The following is a 19,195-nucleotide window of genomic DNA, read 5'->3' on the forward strand; positions in this document are numbered from 1 at the left end:
ATACAACACGTTTATAATCAAATTAATGATTATTTTAAATTTTTGCATAATTACAGCTTCGATTTATGGTAGCGCTTTCTTATCAAATCTTATAAGGAGATGATTTCATGAGTGAACAAAAGTCGGAATATTTCTATGATGTCGTTATTGTCGGTAGTGGCGCAGGCGCTTTAACCACGGCTATTACAGCAGCAGATCAAGGATTGAAACCAATCATTATTGAAAAATCGGATGTATGGGGTGGTTCATCTGCCATGTCTGGTGGCGGGGTATGGATCCCGAATAACCCAGTTTCAAATGCTTACGGTGTAAAGGACAGCGCCGAGGAAGCCCTCACCTACCTAGAGGAAGTTATTGAAGATGTTGGTCCAGCAAGCTCGAGAGCAAGAAAAGAAGCGTTTGTGAAATATGGCCCAGAAATGGTTTCCTTTTTACAGGACAAAGGAATTACTTGGTATCCTGGGATGGAGTATCCAGACTATTATCCGGACAAACCCGGCGGGAAAATCGGCCGTTCTTTAGATACCAAATCTTTTGATTTAAAAAAGCTTGGTGACATTGGTAAAACACTAAGAAGAGCAGGTATTTTGCCCGTTCCGGTTCGTTCTGGTGAGGTTGCACATCTTCCAAAGGCATTCACGAAACCGAGACATTTCTTTAAGGTAATTAGCTTATTTATGAGAGGGTTTCGGATGAAGATGCTTGGTCAAAATCCGGTAGCGCTCGGTGGTGCACTCGTTTCAAATTTAATGTACATCGTTCAACAATATAATGTTCCCGTTTGGCTAAATAGCCCAATGAAAAGCCTCGTACTGGAAAATGATAAAGTCGTAGGCGTAACGGTTGAACGGGATGGAAAACAATTGACGATTAAAGGGGACGCCGTCTTACTAGCAGCTGGCGGCTTCGCTAGCAATAGTGAGTTTCGTAAAAAATATCAAAAAGTTGGTCGTGAGTGGACATCAGCAAACCCCGACAATACAGGCGACATTGTCCAAGAGGCGATTAATATCGGTGCCGACATGGCTTTAATGGATGATGCGTGGTGGGGCCCATCTGCTGTACAACCGAATGGAGCGGCGAGGTTTATTTTATGGGAACGCTCGATGCCACATACGATTATCGTCGATCATGCAGGAAAACGTTATTTAAACGAGTCAGAATCATACGTCGATGCAGGCCATCATATGTTTGAAAGAGACGAGCATGAACGGGCGATCCCTTCATGGTTGATCCTCGATACACAAAACCGTAACAAATATATATTCGGTGAAGCGATGCCACGATTCACACCGAAAAAAATGATTGATAATGGCTTCTTTACAAAAGCGGATACGTTGGATGAACTTGCTAAGAAATGTGGTATTAACGCTGACGGACTGAAAAATACAGTAGAACGCTTTAATACCTTTGTTGAAAAAGGCGTGGATGAGGATTTCGAGCGTGGGCGCACGGCATATGATAATTATTATGGTGATCCGAGTTATAAGAATCCTAATCTAGGGTCAATTGCCAAAGCTCCCTTTTATGCCGTGAAATTGTATCCTGGTGACTTAGGAACAAAAGGTGGCATGGTCACGGATGAGTACGGGCGTGTTCTAAAAAACGGCAAACCAATCGATGGCTTATATGCAACTGGGAACTGTACAGCCTCTGTTATGGGACGCACCTATCCAGGTCCAGGCTCTACTTTAGGCCCTGCAGTCACATTTGGTTATATCGCGATGCATCATGTGAGTAGTCAGGCAAAAAAACAACAAACAGATCAACAGCCTGTCGAGGTTGGCTAAAACAGGAGAAAGAATCATCGTTTTTGGAATCAAGAATAACGATGATAGATTGGTAGCTTGTTCATTATACTGCTATTAAGTTAGTAGCATCTAGTTGGATGACCTACTCGGAAGTGAGCTCACTCATACGTAAAAGGGTGTTCTAAAGCTAACAGCTTACAGAACACCCTTTTTAACAGATAAGAAAACCTACCTTCCATAGATGTTAGCTAACACAGAAAAATCCAGTCTGTACGGAACGCGGGGTCAGTTTTATCGTTCCAGCTAAATCTTAAGTTTTCATCTCATAGAGTGGAACAGTAACTCTGACCCCGCGTTCCTACACAGCCGCAGCTAGTTAGACCCAACACCTCTCCAAGTTAACAAAAGAAGAGACTTACTTGAAAAATTTCATTCTCTTAGAAATAAAAGCTGTCGCTCGCTTCGGATTAAATCGATAAAGTTTGTCCATAAATTTCGCGTCTTTACCTGCTAGCACACGATATAAATCTTTTTCCATTCCGTCTATAATAATTTCTGCCGCTTCTTGCGGTGCTAATAAAACAGGTGTCTTCTTCTTCTCATCCATCGGTTGATCTTTTAAACCACCCATCCCTGCGCTCTTCGTAATATTCGTGTCCACACCACCAGGGAATACAACGGTCACATTAACATTTGTGTCTAAAAGTTCAGCATACAATCCTTCTGTCATAAGTTTGACAGCAGCCTTTGACGCACCATAAATGGATTGGCCAGGAACAGGGAGAAACCCTCCCATACTTGACACATTCGTAATGTGTCCAACTGGTCTTTCCAATAGATAAGGAAGAAATGTCTTTGTCATATACAACGTGCCGTAAAAATTGATATCGATTACTCGCTTTATCCGGTCAAAGTCAAGCTCGTTTATATCGACAAACGGTTGTATAATCCCAGCGTTATTAATAATTCCGTCTACGGCACCGTGATGTTCGATTACTTTTCTGGGAAGTGCCTCTACATCTTCAAGCTCCTGAATATCCACAATGTGCGTGGACAGTTTATCCGCATGCTCTCCTGCTTGACTGACCGTTTCACTCAGTGTTTCTAGATTAATGTCTACGGCCGCTACACTGGCACCTTTTGCAAGCAGATTTAGAACCAATTCACGTCCTATTCCGCCTCCTCCACCAGTTACGACGATTACTTTGTTAGCTACTTTCATGCTCAGGCCTCCTTGTTTTTTATAAAATCACTCATGACAATCGATTTCATCATTAGGTGCAACTGCATATCGTTTGGAGACTAGTTGATCCAAACGATATACAGATAAAATGTAAGGTAAAGAAATTAACTCAAGAGGTTACCACTTATTTCACTGCTTTTCTACGAAATACAAAGAAGAATCCTGTTGCAATTGCTAGTACAAACAATACATCAATAATAATCGTTGTTATCACCCATTGTGGTGTGTCCGTATTTATACCATCTTCCATCGCATTACTGTTAGCTACGGTATAAAGGATATTGTGCGATGCATCTCTTAACGCCCATAATGTGTCGTTATTATCTGTATTCACTTCTGGCAAGCCTACTGGTGCGATACCAGTAAGGATTAAGTCGTTACCAGCACGGATGCCAAGTTCAAAGTTCATATAAGGGTATTCATTGATCATATAAAAATCTGTATTAACCATTCCACTGAAGCCCCACTCGTTTCGAAGCACCTCTTTCATAAGGGGTGCACTTGCCCCAGCCCATGTATTTCCGATGCTGTTAAAGGAGGACATCATCGCGTATGCACCACCGTCTTTTACAGCTATTTCAAATGGTTGCAAGTAAATTTCTCGCATTGCTTGTTCGTTACTCCACGTTAATACGCCTTGCATACGATTGGTTTCTTGGTCGTTTATCGCAAAATGTTTTAAATATACATATGCGCCTTGTTCTTGGTAAGCTTTCGTAACAGCAGCTGCCATAATCCCCGAGTGAAAACCATCTTCCGAATAATATTCGAAGTTACGTCCTGAGAATGCTGTGCGGTGAATGTTCATTGCAGGAGCATACCAACCATGCACTTTATAAGCTTGAGACTCCATACCTACTGCTGTGCCCATTTCTTTTGCAAGTTCAACATTCCACGTAGAACCGAGCATTACTGCTGCTGGAAATGAGACTCCTTTTATTGGTGCAGCGGAAATAATTTGGCTGATTCCTGCTGGTCCGTCTAAATCAAGTGTTTCTGGTTTACCTACAGATGCAATTGCTTTCGTTTTATAACCACCATGTGTGGTAAGCTCTACCATGTCATCGACAGACAACTGATCAAGCAATTCATCCCAGCTTTCATCCTCTAAATCAACGCCAGTATATTCTGCTAAAGTTTTTCCATTATCTTGGTTTGTCGGTGGTGCTTCATCACGCGTATCGGCGGGTACTTGGTAACGGATGTTGTTAATATAATCGACAAATTCTTGTTCGATTACTTTACCTGTAACCGTCTTTGTTTCATCTTCTGCTGTCGTTACTGTAAATTGTTCACCGCCATCAAGTTGGTCTAAATTTGCAAAACCATTTGCTCTCGATAGATAGGTGTCAATACTACCTTCCCCTGTAACTTCTTCGTCAAATTGGTTGACTGCTACTTGTTCATCCGTTGAGCGCCCTTCTTCGCTGTATACGATTTGTTCAAGTTCTTTTGTTGCTACATCGGCGATTTTTTCATGCGAATTTTTCATTAATGAAACCGTATAATCGCCCGCTTCAAGCACATACGATCCAGTATCACTAAATATTTTTTCATAATCATACGCACTCATATCTTCTACTTTAAAAGATAACGTAACGGTCTCTGATTCACCCGCTTTAATAACATCGGTCTTGGCAAATGCCGCAAGTTCTACGGATGATTTTTCAATTTGGCCTGTGTAAGGTGCAGTGTAGTAGAGTTGTACTACTTCTTTCCCATCCACAGCCCCCGTATTGGTCACTACGACATCAACTGAAATTTCTGTATCGTTCCAGACTAAGCTATCTTGGACGACTTCTTGTTCAAACGTTGTATAACTTAAACCATATCCGAATGGATAAACGACTTTTCCGTTATAGTCAATCGTACCTTCTACAGCAGCCGTTTCATAATATCGGTAACCGACATAGATGCCTTCGAGGTAATCGACATACGTTAGTCTTACATTATTTTGATCAACTGCTTCTATGTAGCTACCATCACTGTTTTCGAGCACATAACCTTGGTCGCCGAAGCTGATTAATGATGGCTGATCCAGTAAATCTGTAGCAAATAAATCTACTGTTCTACCAGATGGATTCACCTTGCCAGTAAGCACCTTGCCAAGAGAAACAAACCCTCTTTGTCCAGGACCAGCGATGTTTACGATACTTTTAATTTGTTGATAATCTTTTACCCAATCAAGTTCGAACGTATTCGCACTATTAACAACAAGTACTACATTGTCAAAATTGGCTGTAACAGTATCGATCATCCCTTGTTCTCTGTTACTTAATTGAAGATAGTGTTTGTTTGGATCCAAGTCATCCTCAAAACCGAATCGTTGGCCTGATGGACTATTGGCAGAACCATTCGGGTCGAATGTATCAGGTCCATCTAGACTTCTTGGTAAGTCCGCACCTTCCCCACCGGAACGTCCAATAAAGATAACCGCCGTATCTGAGAATGCTTTTGCTTGTTGCATTCTTTCTTCCGTATAGAAATCTTCTGGATTCGGTTCTGGAATTGTCCAGTCTTGACCATCATAGCCTATCACTGGTCTTTCAAGTTCCAATGCTGCATACGCATCGTATAATTCCTCGTTCACTTCGATACCAGCCGCTTCTAGTCCATCTTTTGGTGTTATTGCGGCTGTTGTATCGGTACTTCCTGAACCGGTACCACCATAGATTGGATTAGTAAAGCTCCATCCGAATACGTTTACCTTTGTTGTATCTTCAAAAGGCAACGCATTTTCATTGTTTTGTAAAAGCACGATACCTTCATCCGCAATTTTCTCTACGACCACTTCTGATTCACTACGAACTTGTTGCACTTCCTCCGTATTCGTGTCCACTGTTGCTAGAAAAGACGTTACTAAATCATTAAAGAAATACAAAGCGATATTAACAACGATGCCGAGCAAGAGTAAAATTCCTAATATCGAACTCCAAATGATGCGAAACTTCTTGTTACTCATTTTTTTCTTGGCCATTTCTATTTCACCTTTTTCCTCAGAAATTGTATTACATAATTTTAGAACCTACTATTTATGTGCTAGTTACTGAAGAAGTTTAGGTTCAAAGAACAGGTTAAAACGTAATCCAACCATTTGCTGCGAAAGCTTGTATATGAAGACACAACTACTACTCCCTGATCAATTCGCTTCATCAATCGTCTGCTCGTGACCATAGAGCTGAAACTGAAACTTTATACCGTTTTCTCGTCTTGTTCAGGAACCTTTTTCATGACAACAAATTTTAATACCGGATAGATAATGATTACTTGCACCATGATATTAATAGCATTGGTAATGTTCGTTCCCCAGAATGAACCGACAACACTAGAAATTGGTCCTAAAACAATCGTCGGTATATACATGCAAATCACATATACGACAATAACGGTGAATAAATAAATAGGAATTGCTGCACCCAATTTATTGTTAGCGTTAAATACAAGCTTCCGTTGCACGATAAAATTCACCGCTTGCGCCGCAAAGAAACTAACTAAGAAAGATAGAAACCCTGCTAAGCCACCATTTTCTGTGGAATAGTTAAAGATCCAAAGGTTAAAATCTGTCGTAGCCAATGATACAAATATAAAACTCATACACAAATTCAGTACTACAAAATTAGTAATGGTTGCGATGTTACTTAATAAATTAAACATAATAAATTCATACAAATTGGCGTGCTTTTCTTTAAATTGTTTTATCTTTTCAATCATACTTACCTCTCCTCGACGGCAATTCCTCTTGATCATAATTGCGTATTACTTGTTTTGTTCCCGGTTGTCCGTTCATCCTTTTGCCTCAGCTTTGGAAAGACCTTTCGCTTGTTTCAACATCTTTTTTCTTTCCTTTAGCACATGTCCTAATCCTTTAAAGAAATGTCCATTAACGATCATTAAGATTCCGTCTAACATCGGCATATTAATAATCCCACCAGTCATTCTTGCCATCCCACGGAATGGCATATGGTATACTGACATCATAATTAGATTAGCAGTTTCTCTTTTGCCAATCTTGCGTAAAAACCAATGGGCAAATGTAATGAGCTTAAAAGCAAATCTCGCAAATCCACCTTTTGCATATGCACACTGGGCAATTGTATCGTTGTAGCCGAGTGGTTTGGAGCGGTCCCACGTTGACTTAGGAACTTTATGTCCTAATAATGATTCAAACTCTTCTACGCTAACATTGCTTGCTTTGCCAGTATAATAGGATGGTAGTTTTGCTTGATCATACGGAGCAGGTGCACCCGTCCCTTCGACAGCTAGCGTAGTTTCAAGACGAATATCAGCGCTTGAGGCACCGATTAGGATGTTGTAATCCGCAGCTTCCACTTCCCACTTGTTCGTATTCACATTAAAATAACGGAATGTTTTATCGTCAAAAGCAATGGTTACCGTTTTCGTCTCCCCTGGATGTATAAATACTTTCGCAAATCCTTTTAATTCCTTCTTTGGTCTAAAAATATCACTAGATGCACTGCCAACATATAGCTGTGCTACTTCCATACCAGCAACATCACCTGTATTCGTAACATCGAATGTCACTTTGTCCAGATCAACTTGAATATTAGAATACGCAAACGTCGTATAGCTCAGTCCATATCCAAATGGGAACAATACATTCACAGCGGCTGTATCAAAGTATCGATAACCAATATACATCCCTTCACGGTATTCCACGCTCACTTCTTTACCTGGGAAGTTGTGAGATGAAGGCGTATCCTCATAACGAAGTGGATACGTTTCCGCCAATTTTCCGGATGGATTTACATCTCCGGATAATACACGAAGCATTGCTCGTGAACCCGCTTGACCAGCAAGATACCCATGAACAAGTCCTTTTACTTTATCAATCCAAGGCATTTCGACTGCAGCACCACAAGATAAAACAACGACGATATTGTCGTTTACTTCGGATAATGCGTTTAACAAATCAATTTGGTTTTGTGGTATGTGCATACTTGCTCTGTCCAGTCCTTCCGCTTCTGTTGCTTCATCGAGACCCATGTATAGGAGAACAACATCTGCTTGTTTAGCAAGTGTACATGCATCATTTATTTTTTGGTTATTTTTCTTACCGTATCGTTCAAAGCCAGGTTCATAGCCAATACACGTAAGCCCTGACTCTTCCAAGCATTCTAATGTGTTATCTAATCTCGTTGGATTCACTATTGATGAACCCGCACCTTGATAACGTGCTTCTTTAGCAAACTGACCAATCACTGCTAGGTTATTATTTTTTTGTAACGGTAAAATATTTGCTTCATTTTTAAGCAGTACAATCGACTCTTCCGCGACCTTTTGTGCAACTCTATGATGTTTATTCACATCAAAATCTTTATCTCTCAGAGGATTGTTGAACACTTGCTCCGTCGTAAAAACAAGATCTAGTAAACGGTCTACTGCCTCATCTAGTACTTTTTCTTGTATTTTCCCACTGCTTACTGCATTTACGATTTCCAGATTCGTTTCGCCAGCAGTTGTAGGCATTTCTAGTTCGTTTCCAGCTACTAAACCAGCGACGCGATCATTACTGCCGCCCCAGTCCGTTACAACTACACCTTCATAGCCCCACTCATCTCGAAGGATTACCCTCATTAAGTGCTGATTTTCATTGGTATACGCACCATTGAGCATATTATAAGAAGACATAACCGTTTTTGTCTTTCCTTCTTTGACAGCAATTTCAAAAGCAGTCAGATAGATTTCGCGTAGCGTTCTTTCATCAACAATCGTATCAATCGACATCCGGCGTGCTTCTTGGTTATTAACAGCAAAGTGCTTCACACACGCTGAAATGCCATGTGACTGAATCCCGCGAATATACGCAGCAGCCAATTTACCAGCAAGATAAGGATCTTCACTGAAATATTCAAAGTTCCGTCCACATAAAGGGTTTCTTTTCATGTTAATGCCAGGCCCGAGCAGCACGTTAACCTTTTGTGCAACAGCCTCTTTCCCTAAATAGTCCCCTATTAATTCACCAAGCTCTTGATTCCAACTATTAGCAACAGTTGCTGCGGTTGGAAAACAGGTTGCCGGAATACTTTCATTTAATCCCAAGTGGTCCGCTGCTTCTGCTTGTTTTCTAATTCCATGCGGTCCATCGGAAAGAAACATACTAGGAATCCCAAGACGTTCTAGATCCATCGTCTGCCAAAAGTCTTTCCCAGACATGAACGATGCTTTCTCTTCTAAAGTCATCTGTTGAATTAGTTCTTTATATTTCATCGTCTCTTCCTCTTTTTATATAGTTGGGCGGTATCTTCGTGAAATACCGCCCAGTTTCAAATTCTATTCTTATGCTTAAATACAATCGTGTTAATTCAATTCGACAACTGCCTTCTTGTCTTTTTTCCAAAATCTTCGGTATGTGAGATACATCATCAGAGCAATTAACACAGTGCCAATCACGTTAATTGCGATTTGAACGGTTTTGGCCACTTGCATGCCTTCTTCAAAATGACTTCCCGGCATTGCACCATTCATTGCATTAGAATTAGCAATCGGATACAACATGTTGTGCATCGCTTGGCGACCGTAGTAATATTCCGCTTCACTACTTTCATCAAACGTATAGCGTGCACTATCCGGCGCATACGTTAGTTTTCCGTCTGCTCCAGATTCAATCATTTGATAACCATCCATAAATACGCCTGTATTGGCATTATCGGTAATCACAAAGCCATTAAAGCCCCATTCACTTCTGAGTACACCTGTCATTAATGGATAGTGTCCTCCCGTCCATGTATAACCAAGACGATTAAAAGCGGACATTACCCCTAACCCTGATGGAATTTCGCGAGATGTATTTTCGTACGCTCCATTTTCACCTTCTGTAAGGTAATTCAACTCGACAGTTCCTGATTTTAAGCTCATTTCAAACGGCTTCAAATATATTTCACGAATCGCTTGTTCATTTGACCATGTTGCAAGTCCAAATTGTCCGTCACGGTCTCCACGGTGATTTTCTTGATCGTTTAAAGCAAAGTGCTTAATGTACGTGTACAATCCTTTACTAGATGCCCCGTAGGTTGCTGCAGCCCCAACATGTCCGGATAAGAATGCATCCTCTGAGTAATACTCACCGTTTCTACCACTAAAAGGTGTGCGGTGAATATTCATGGACGGTGCATACCAACCATTAGCTCCACCTAATAACGCTTCATTTCCAATCATCTCACCAAATTCTTGTGCAAGATCTACATTCCATGTTTGCGCAAGAACCATACTATTTTGGAACATCATGCCTGTTCCGCCATAAAATAAACCTGCTGCCGTATCCGCATCAATCACAAACGGTTTATCTATCGAATCAAGTGGTGCTGTTCCGTAACCAGATTGTGTGATCATCATCTGATAATCTTCTGGCGTTAATTGATCTAATAATTCATCCCATTTCGGATCATCATAGTCCAAGCCGCGCATCTCAATTAGCGTTAAGTCGTTATCTGCACCAAATACAATGTTTGCATCAATTGTACTAGGATCCACCGGACTTAGAGAATCGGTTGAATCTAACTGCGCTAACCCTTCATCGCTAATTGTTTTATAGTAAAGGTATGCTGCTGGATCTCCATTTTCATCTGTACCATTTATTTCATTACCCCACGTACTAATTACATCACTAACCTCACCGTCATGTGTTGGGAAAGTACCTTCCCAATCATTTCTAGTCAGATACGTAATATCGCCTTCTGCGGCATCAAATTGATTGGTAATTTCAACTCCAGTTGCCGTGTCTTGGGCATAAGTTGTCGTATCAACATCAGCAATATCTGGTTCATATGTTGCAACCAATTCTTGATTTCCATCTGTCGTCATACCATCAGCAGCTGTAGTTCCTTTTGCGGCAAGCACATTATTAACCGCATGATGCGAATCAGTCGCTGCTGTAATGTAATACGTTCCAGCATCTAAAATATATGTTTGTGCATTAACATAGTCATATGATTTTAACTGCTCTTGGTCAAAAGTAACGGTGACGGTTTCTGTTTCACCAGGTTGTAGTTCATTTGATTTACCATAACCAACCAATGTAACAGCAGGTTTTTCTACGTTGTATTGCTTGTCATACTCGGTATATGGACTTTGTGCATAAATTTGCACAACATCTTTACCTGCAACGTCACCCGTATTGGTAACATCGACTGTAACCGTAGCTGTAGTTCCGTCCCATGAAGTAGCGTAATTGTCCCATTCAAAGCTCGTATAAGAAAGACCATAACCAAATGGATATACGACTTCTGATGCATAATCATACTCCCCAGCATTTCCTTGTTGTAAAACAACATCCTCATATCTAGTTTCATAGTATTTATAACCTACATAAATACCTTCTTTATAGCTTACATAGTTATATTTCGTCTGTTCGCCATCTTCTGTATAATATTGATAACTTCCGAAGTTTTTTGCTGCTGGTGATGCTAGGGCATCTGCTGCAAAAGTGTCTACCGTACGTCCGGATGGATTAATATCCCCAGCATAAATGTCTGCCAGTGCATTAATTCCGTATACTCCAAGCGCTGGCGCATACACGACGCTAGTGATATTAGGAAACTGTTCGATCCAATCCAATTCCAATGCTGCATTTGAATTAACCAACAATGCTACATCATCATAATTATCATTTAAATATTGTAAAATCTCTAACTCTACTGAATCTGGTTCAAGATAATTTTTTGTCTGATCTTCTGACCTGTCCGTGTGGTTATACATCGAACGCGGCATATCACGTCCTTCTCCAGCCACGCGTTTTAACACAAATACAGGTACCGTTCCTTCAGCACTATCTAACAATCCTTCTTCACTTTCCATGTCAGCCAATGGAGCTTCATTGATTGAAAAATCTTCTTCATCACCAAAGCTGATCGAGCCTGGTCCTAATCCATAATCCTTACCATTTCCTGATGCATAAAAATCCCACATCGTTTCATTTACACCAAATCCTCTAGATTCAAAGCCAGCTTTCAGACTAGTAACACCTGTCGCGGTACCAGGTATACCAAATCCACCGGTAGCGAAATTGTCACTGTTAGCACTAAAGAAGCTGAATGTAGTTTCTTCTGGATATGGCATTGCATTGTTTTCATTTTTTAATAGCACAATGCCTTCTCCTGCTATTTTCATATTAAGCTCTTCCTCAGCCTCCGCTATTTCATCCTCTGTGTAATCGGATTCATTGTAGTTTAAATTTAGTCCTTCCGTATTCACATCCGAATTATCTATCGATTTGTTGTAACCGATGATATTGTTAACCATTCGGTTATTTTCAGGTAGTAGCGTATTGGCTAACACCATTAAAACGATTAATACAACGGTAAGCATACCTGATAGCACTGTACGTATGATCTTACCAACTTTTCCACTTCGCTTTTTCTTTTGCTTATTTTTTTTCATGAGCGAATAATACCTCCTAATAATAGATTGCAACTATAACAAATAATATTGCATGTTAAGCAACCGCTTCGTGCAATCGCTTACAGATATAATAAAAAAATAGGACGCCCTATTCAATAAGACTGTCCTATTCTTACATTTTATTAGCATATTCTTAGCATCTATTAGGGGATTGGCATTAAAATGTTTAAACGGAACACTTCATCTGCTTTTGTTGTTAATGTGCCTCCATATTTATCTACTACATGACGGATCGACTTTAGCCCATATCCATGATATTTTGTATTTTCTTTTGTTGTAAGCGGTAATCCATCATTAAACACTAGTCTACCCGCATACGTATTTTCTATATTTATCGAAATCATGCCTTTGCTTTCTTTAACGATAAAGCTAATAATCCGGTTTTCATCCTTTTCCAGAAGTGATACGGCTTCTAGCGCGTTTTCCATTGCATTGCCAAACAACGAATAAATATCACTCACTGATAAAAAATTAAGCTTCTCTCCGTCTGCAATGCAAGAAAACTTAATACCGTGATTGGCACAGTACAGACTTTTCTCCGCAATAATCGTATCTAAGGTTTCATTTCCAGTCTTGACTGACGTATCATACATCGTAATCGCATCTTTAATTTCATTTAACTCGTCTTTCGTCAGAATCGTTCCTTTTGATTCATGCTTTTCAATGAGCCGCTTTAGATCATGCGATTTGATATTAATCAACTCAATATATTCTTTTCTTTGTTCGTACTGTTTATGTTCCTGATAACGAAGCTGTTGAATTAACTCGACTTCACGTTCGAGTTTGCCTTTTTCCAAAATACCAGCTCTAACCATGAGCACGAGCACACATCCGAGGATCGAGAATACGCACGTAATGATTGTAAGTACAACGCTATGCACACCATTAAAGTAATAGTCACGTACGTTGCTAATAATAATCATCATAAATAGCATGATAAACAACAAGACAAGAACATTGCGTCCCATTGATTCAATCGATACGAGTAGATTTGCTTTCCGCGCGAAAACAATATAAACAATCGTATAAACAACGACTAAAACTACACCTTCCAAAAGAAACAATAGTACAGCATCAGAAAAATTGGGAGTTAAAACATAACTATCGAGATTGGTCATTAATCGAATCACATTAAAAACTTCTGAAGCAAGATGGTGAACTGTATATCCAGTAATCCCACATAACATGATGGCCCAAACGGATTCTTTGTAACATATAAAAATAAATAAAACCGTAATTAAAAATGACAAAAGAAAAAAGAACATACTTCCAAAAATCGAATAGTCGTTCCAATCAGCATCGGCCAAAAATGTGGAAAATAGATAGAAAGACACAGCTATACCCATAAGTGACAAGGAAAAACGAGCAAAAAAATGATTACGAGGTACAAATTCCCTTGAAAACATTATTCCACCTATAAAGATTCGGAGTACTAAAGAAACCCATACAATAACTAACACAATGTTCATAGGTTATTTACCACCCTTCGCCAGCCAATCGTTCAAATCTCTCATAAATTCTTTACGCTTTGGGTGGCTAATCTGTAATACGTCATCCCCCACTTTAACCGTATACTTGTGCACCCATTCCACATAACGAGGATTAACCAAATAACACCGGTTACAGCGAAGAAAATTCCACTTGCTCAAGTCTGATTCTATTTTAGAAAGCGAACCACGCGCTTCAATCTTCTTATCGATTAAATGATACGTCACATTGTGTCCGCTTACTTCTACATAAAGTAGTTTGTTTGAAGATATACGTGTAAGCCCTCCAGCATAAGAAACAACAATCTCTTGTTCTTCATTCACTTTTAACGCATTCAATGCACGCTTCATCTTAAATACGAAATTAGAGTAAGATACAGGCTTGACGATAAAATCCAATGCATCAACCTCATATCCTTTTACTGCGAATTGTGCCATATTAGTTACAAAAATAATGATCACTTCACTATCTATTTCTCGCAACTTTCTTGCCATATCCATCCCATTCATATAAGGCATTTCTATATCAAGTAAAATGATATCAAAACCAGATTGGTATTGATCTAAAAATGAAGGCGCATTTCTGTACTCCGTAATAACAAAGTTCTCCCGATTTTCTTCAGAAAAACGATTAAGATAGCCCGACAACAAATCAGATGCACGCGGCTCGTCCTCAACAATTGCAATTCTTGTCATTACTACCGCTCCTTTTGCAAAATAAAAAACTAACATAGACCCATTATGATAAACATATCGCCACAATTCAACATTTAAGTGGGTCGAGGGGTCGGTTCTTCCGGTCCGTGTTTCCAAAAATTCATCAGATCAAATACACAATGGAAAAATTACAAGTTAATCACATGTAGCATATCTATTAACTTATAGATTGCTATGCCAAGCCATCTATTTCAGTTGTCTTTTACATTTAAAGTATACACCTCTGCACTAGCAAATTTTTTTCTACTCTAATCCCCTTGACCAAATGCTCTAATTAGAGTAATATCTTTCATGCACATATACTCTAATTAGAGTAATATAAATAAAAGTAAATAACAGGGGATGAGGGAATGGATTTCAAACAGTTTTTAAAAAACAGAGGGGTCATTGCAGCCATGTTCATGGCCATTTTTTATCAAGTTATTTTTATGGTCATTTATATTCCAGGCTACAGTGCGATTCCAAAGAACATTGATCAGATGAATGTAGCATTGGTCAATGAAGACAGCAATTACGGGGAGACGATTGCTGGGCAATTATCGGAAGAACTTCCATTTCATGTGGAAACAGGTTACTCATTAGAGGAAAGCAGAGACATGTTAAATGATCGGGATCTTCAATTGGTCATCCATATACCAAGTGATTTTACGGCGAATTTAACAAGCGGTGAAACACAGCCTGGTATTGATTTTTATACAAACGAATCGAATCCAACGATTATCACAAGCACGACACAATCTGTTATTGATCAAGTACAGGCACAATTAGGTGAGCAATTTTCGATAAGTAAAGCTGAGGGGATCTTAGCTAATTTCAACGTCCCTGAAGATCAAGCAAGTGAACTAGCTGCTTCTATTCAAAACAGCTTGGATGTAAATACAGTTACGATTAATGAAGTACCGGATGGCATGCACAATCAAATGGCACCAATGTTCCTTACATTGGTTTCTTATGTTGGCGCGATGATTGCATCACTCATGTTAACTGGCACATTTAGAGATATGAAAGCTAAGATTGGTAAATGGAAAAGCTATTTATACATGAATATTGTTACGGTTATGATTGCCGTTATCGCCCCACTAATTGGGATTTCTATTTTATTTGCTATTCACGGATATGGTAGCACAACGTTTATGCATTTATGGATGCATCATGCGTTGGAACTATTTGTTGCTCTGCAATTCACTTCTGTATTCTGTTTGTTAGCGGGACAATTGGGGATGATTCTCAACCTTCCAATCATGTTAGCACAAGTAATTGCTAACGGCTCGGTCGTGACGCGCGACATGATGTACGGTGTTTATCGTGCAATTAGTTACGTTTCACCAATGTACTACAGTGTACAATCCGATTACAGCATTATGTTTGGTGGAGGTAAGTTAGCAAGTTATGAATGGCATCTAGCATTAATTGGCGTCGCAGCAATTGTAATTAATGTGTTGATTGTCGCGGTGGTACACCGCAAAAATCAGGACACGAATAAGGAGAATGTACCTTCTCCTGCTTTTATTTGATATGATGATGCTAATCAATATTAATATTAGCGAAGGAGGCATTCTTCATGTCGATCCGTTTATATATACTAGGGATTTTGGCAATTAGTAACGACCACCCCTATCAGATTAAAAAGAAACTCGTTCGGGCGTTGCCGAATAGCCAGTTTAGTGAGGGTAAATTTTACTATAACTTTGAAGCATTACAAAAAAAGGGGCACATCGAAGCAGTCGAAGTGGTGCAAGAAGGCAAGCGCCCAGATAAAACCTTATATGCGATTACAACAGATGGTAGAAAGGCACTCGAACAAGGAATATACGATAGTTTTAAAAACACAGTGATTCTTCGTGAGCTGTATATATCGATTTATTTGCTTCAATTCGTAGACAGACAAAAAGTAGCAACTATATTAGAAGATACGATAACAAAAGAAAAGCAGCGACTGCAACAGGTGAAAGAGCGGAATCAGAACAATGAAAAGTTTCTCGAAGGCTATGTAAAGCTAAATGAACAAACAAAACAATCACTCGATTTCATCTATGACCATTCTTTCAACAACGCCGATTTCAACATCAGCTGGCTGGAGAAACTATTGGAATTCGTGAAAAAATGACGGGGAACGCGGGGTCAGGTTCCTCGTCCCATTTTTTCTAGATCTCCTGTTGTTAAGTGCTATGCACTAAAGAAAGGAAGTATTGTAATGAGCACGAGCGCAACACAAGATAGAAGTACGATCAAAAAAATACCAATCCTGACGATTATGATTTTGGGTGCTTTTTTTGCACTCTTTAATCAAACAACGATGACCGTTGCACTGCCAACATTGATGGATGCATTCAATATTTTACCCTCAACCGGTCAATGGCTGACAACCGGATATATGCTCGTTAATGGTGTGCTGATACCGGTCACTGGATTTTTAATGAAACGATTTTCAACGAGGCAGTTGTTTCTAGCTTCGATGTTTATCTTTCTTACCGGGACAATCGTATCGGCAGTTGCGCCGAACTTTTCGGTGCTATTAACAGGACGATTAATTCAAGCCGCTTCCACTGGTATTATAATGCCGCTACTAATGAATGTGGTGTTATCGCTGTTCCCGCCAGAAAGACGCGGTACAGCAATGGGAACAATCGGGCTTGCGATTATTTTTGCCCCGGCAGTTGGACCAACGATTGCAGGGTATTTGCTTGACGTATACCCTTGGCAAGTATTGTTTTATGGTATGATTCCGTTTGTTGTCGTGATTATTATCAGTGCGTTTATTTTTCTGAAAAACGTGTCTGAGACGACAGCAAGCAAAATGGATTTTATCAGCTTAGTCTTATCGACAATTGGATTTGGCGGGCTACTTTATGGATTCAGTGAGGCCGGTCATGCTGGTTGGTCAAATATAGAAGTAATTGTTTCACTTGTTGTTGGGTTCGTCACCCTTGTATTGTTTACGTGGAGACAACTTGGCTCCAGTGATCCGTTTCTTGATTTGAGAGCATTTAAATATAACATGTTCTCTTTAACGACGATTATTAACTGTACGATCACGGTTGTCATGTATGCAGACATGATTTTACTGCCGTTGTATTTGCAAAATGCACGGGGTTTTACCGCTTTAGAATCTGGTGTTCTAATGTTACCAGGAGCATTGTTAATGGGCTTATTAAGTCCAGTAGTCGGCAAACTGTTTGACCGGTTCGGAGTAAAATGGCTGGCCATTATCGGGATTATCATCGTTATCGCTACGACGTACTCGTTTACAAATTTAACTGACTCAATTAGCTATACCGTGCTCATCTTGATGTATGCCGGCCGTCGTCTTGGCATGGCGCTATTCTTAATGCCACTTCAAACGGCAGGGCTCAATCAACTACCATCCAGCTTGAATGCGCATGGAACAGCAATCTCGAATACCACTAGACAAGTAGCCGGCGCAATTGGTACTTCTCTGTTAGTAACGATCATGACAAGCAGAACCGCTACACACCTCGGAGACCTTATGGCAAGTGGAGCAAGCGGCACCAAAGAATACTTGAAGATGGAAGCTTCCATCCAAGGGATTAATGACGCTTATTTCGCGATGTTAGCTTTCGCCGTAGTTAGTTTAATCTTGTCATTCTTTATCAAGCGCGTTGAACAAGCGTCTGAGGAGAGTTTGCAGGGCCAGAAGCCGTTGGGGCAGCGTTAGGGAGGCAGGGGTGATTCCCCTGCCTTTTTTATTTTATGAATGAAAAAAGAGCCTCGATACACAAGTAACCGCGTAAATATTTCCATGTTTTTTGTGTTAAAGCTACTTATTATCTTTTAATTGCTGAAGTTCATTCACTGTCACAAATTCATATTCTTCTTTTAACAATACCTTAATTATTTCTTCAACTAATTTGAGCTGTTCCCCAGAATCATCATACATAGGATGCAGGAGAATAATCGAACCATTCTTTACATTTCGCTTCACATAATCAATTTTATCATCAGCACTATCAGGTTCAATATTCCAAGTTATAGTGTCTCTATTATGTTTCATTAAATAATAAGGTAATGCAAAAAGCTTCTTACCATTTGGTGGCCGAAAGTCTATCTCACCTTCAAAACCGACACTTCTAATCAAACGGTCTGTTTTTTCAATTTCCTCTTTAATAAAGAAAGGCGATTTGAAAATCATTCGTTGGTGGGAGTATGTATGATTCCCAACCTGATGACCTGCTTTTACAATCATTTCAGCTTCTTTTTGATTCTTTTCAATCTCATTCCCAACAAGAAAAAATGTCGCTTTTATATCGTATTGTTCTAACAATGCTAGAATACGATCCACATTTTTGGTTGGACCATCATCAAAGGTTAATGCAACTACTTTCTGATTTGTTTCTACCTCATTTGTCAGTCCACCAAATACTTGAAAAGATCTAGAGTTCATCAATTTATAAGTACAAAATAATAAAAGGAAAACTATAAAAATGGCTATACAAATGAATATTATTTTCTTTTTCATATTTTTTTCTCCTTAAAATACTATTCTTACAATTTTAAATTATATCATAATTCCATTTGTTAAAGTTAGTTATTATTTACTTTTTTTGGTATTAATAATAAGT

Annotated in this window: 12 protein-coding genes; 4 read left to right on the plus strand and 8 right to left on the minus strand. The window is 39.5% G+C overall.

All coding sequences use genetic code 11. From position 1 onward, the window contains the following. Positions 1 to 107 precede the first annotated feature (107 nt). Positions 108 to 1,790, plus strand: coding sequence for an FAD-binding protein (locus tag ACI6MV_RS11440; protein ID WP_407270429.1), 1,683 nt, complete (start codon positions 108 to 110; stop codon positions 1,788 to 1,790). Between the two features lie 376 nt (positions 1,791 to 2,166). Here the strand turns inward: ACI6MV_RS11440 and ACI6MV_RS11445 are convergent, their stop codons facing one another. The 7 genes from ACI6MV_RS11445 to ACI6MV_RS11475 all read right to left on the minus strand — a co-directional run bounded on the left by ACI6MV_RS11445 (position 2,167) and on the right by ACI6MV_RS11475 (position 14,594). Next, entirely contained in the window at positions 2,167 to 2,973 is an 807-nt protein-coding gene (locus tag ACI6MV_RS11445; RefSeq protein ID WP_407270430.1) for an SDR family NAD(P)-dependent oxidoreductase, read from the minus strand. 145 nt (positions 2,974 to 3,118) lie between these two features. After that, complete coding sequence (locus ACI6MV_RS11450) at positions 3,119 to 5,971, minus strand: glycoside hydrolase family 3 protein (RefSeq protein ID WP_407270431.1); 2,853 nt, start codon at positions 5,969 to 5,971, stop codon at positions 3,119 to 3,121. A gap of 215 nt (positions 5,972 to 6,186) precedes the next feature. Beyond that, entirely contained in the window at positions 6,187 to 6,705 is a 519-nt protein-coding gene (locus tag ACI6MV_RS11455) for a hypothetical protein (RefSeq protein WP_407270432.1), read from the minus strand. A 72-nt stretch (positions 6,706 to 6,777) separates the two neighbouring features. Beyond that, the gene (locus ACI6MV_RS11460) at positions 6,778 to 9,222 is read right to left on the minus strand and encodes a beta-glucosidase (RefSeq protein WP_407270433.1); all 2,445 of its coding nucleotides are present in this window, start codon (positions 9,220 to 9,222) and stop codon (positions 6,778 to 6,780) included. A 90-nt stretch (positions 9,223 to 9,312) separates the two neighbouring features. After that, complete coding sequence (locus ACI6MV_RS11465) at positions 9,313 to 12,390, minus strand: glycoside hydrolase family 3 N-terminal domain-containing protein (RefSeq protein ID WP_407270434.1); 3,078 nt, start codon at positions 12,388 to 12,390, stop codon at positions 9,313 to 9,315. A gap of 164 nt (positions 12,391 to 12,554) precedes the next feature. Continuing rightward, positions 12,555 to 13,880 (minus strand): ATP-binding protein, encoded by a 1,326-nt coding sequence (locus tag ACI6MV_RS11470; RefSeq protein ID WP_407270435.1) that lies wholly within the window; start codon positions 13,878 to 13,880, stop codon positions 12,555 to 12,557. A 3-nt stretch (positions 13,881 to 13,883) separates the two neighbouring features. Further along, positions 13,884 to 14,594 (minus strand): LytR/AlgR family response regulator transcription factor, encoded by a 711-nt coding sequence (locus ACI6MV_RS11475; protein WP_407270436.1) that lies wholly within the window; start codon positions 14,592 to 14,594, stop codon positions 13,884 to 13,886. A 371-nt stretch (positions 14,595 to 14,965) separates the two neighbouring features. Here ACI6MV_RS11475 and ACI6MV_RS11480 point away from each other — a divergent pair, with 371 nt between their 5' ends. From ACI6MV_RS11480 to ACI6MV_RS11490, 3 genes are all read left to right on the plus strand, one after another. Further along, positions 14,966 to 16,129, plus strand: coding sequence for a YhgE/Pip domain-containing protein (locus ACI6MV_RS11480; RefSeq protein ID WP_407270437.1), 1,164 nt, complete (start codon positions 14,966 to 14,968; stop codon positions 16,127 to 16,129). Between the two features lie 47 nt (positions 16,130 to 16,176). Then, complete coding sequence (locus tag ACI6MV_RS11485) at positions 16,177 to 16,722, plus strand: PadR family transcriptional regulator (protein WP_407270438.1); 546 nt, start codon at positions 16,177 to 16,179, stop codon at positions 16,720 to 16,722. Positions 16,723 to 16,809: 87 nt separating this feature from the next. Beyond that, complete coding sequence (locus tag ACI6MV_RS11490; protein ID WP_407270439.1) at positions 16,810 to 18,291, plus strand: DHA2 family efflux MFS transporter permease subunit; 1,482 nt, start codon at positions 16,810 to 16,812, stop codon at positions 18,289 to 18,291. Between the two features lie 102 nt (positions 18,292 to 18,393). On the opposite strand, the gene ACI6MV_RS11495 is transcribed toward ACI6MV_RS11490, so the two are convergent. Next, the gene (locus ACI6MV_RS11495; RefSeq protein WP_407270440.1) at positions 18,394 to 19,092 is read right to left on the minus strand and encodes a polysaccharide deacetylase family protein; all 699 of its coding nucleotides are present in this window, start codon (positions 19,090 to 19,092) and stop codon (positions 18,394 to 18,396) included. Between the last annotated feature and the right edge of the window lie 103 nt (positions 19,093 to 19,195).

This window comes from Radiobacillus sp. PE A8.2, assembly GCF_045635475.1.
Lineage (GTDB): Bacteria > Bacillota > Bacilli > Bacillales > Amphibacillaceae > JBJGXI01.

What these genes read in the sequence shown, in the direction of transcription:
- ACI6MV_RS11480 (WP_407270437.1), top strand. Translation starts at nt 14,966, where the DNA reads ATGGATTTCAAACAGTTTTTAAAAAACAGAGGGGTCATTGCAGCCATG.
- ACI6MV_RS11450 (WP_407270431.1), bottom strand. Translation starts at nt 5,971, where the DNA reads ATGGCCAAGAAAAAAATGAGTAACAAGAAGTTTCGCATCATTTGGAGT.
- ACI6MV_RS11440 (WP_407270429.1), top strand. Translation starts at nt 108, where the DNA reads ATGAGTGAACAAAAGTCGGAATATTTCTATGATGTCGTTATTGTCGGT.
- ACI6MV_RS11495 (WP_407270440.1), bottom strand. Translation starts at nt 19,092, where the DNA reads ATGAAAAAGAAAATAATATTCATTTGTATAGCCATTTTTATAGTTTTC.
- ACI6MV_RS11445 (WP_407270430.1), bottom strand. Translation starts at nt 2,973, where the DNA reads ATGAAAGTAGCTAACAAAGTAATCGTCGTAACTGGTGGAGGAGGCGGA.
- ACI6MV_RS11490 (WP_407270439.1), top strand. Translation starts at nt 16,810, where the DNA reads ATGAGCACGAGCGCAACACAAGATAGAAGTACGATCAAAAAAATACCA.
- ACI6MV_RS11475 (WP_407270436.1), bottom strand. Translation starts at nt 14,594, where the DNA reads ATGACAAGAATTGCAATTGTTGAGGACGAGCCGCGTGCATCTGATTTG.
- ACI6MV_RS11460 (WP_407270433.1), bottom strand. Translation starts at nt 9,222, where the DNA reads ATGAAATATAAAGAACTAATTCAACAGATGACTTTAGAAGAGAAAGCA.
- ACI6MV_RS11485 (WP_407270438.1), top strand. Translation starts at nt 16,177, where the DNA reads ATGTCGATCCGTTTATATATACTAGGGATTTTGGCAATTAGTAACGAC.
- ACI6MV_RS11465 (WP_407270434.1), bottom strand. Translation starts at nt 12,390, where the DNA reads ATGAAAAAAAATAAGCAAAAGAAAAAGCGAAGTGGAAAAGTTGGTAAG.
- ACI6MV_RS11470 (WP_407270435.1), bottom strand. Translation starts at nt 13,880, where the DNA reads ATGAACATTGTGTTAGTTATTGTATGGGTTTCTTTAGTACTCCGAATC.
- ACI6MV_RS11455 (WP_407270432.1), bottom strand. Translation starts at nt 6,705, where the DNA reads ATGATTGAAAAGATAAAACAATTTAAAGAAAAGCACGCCAATTTGTAT.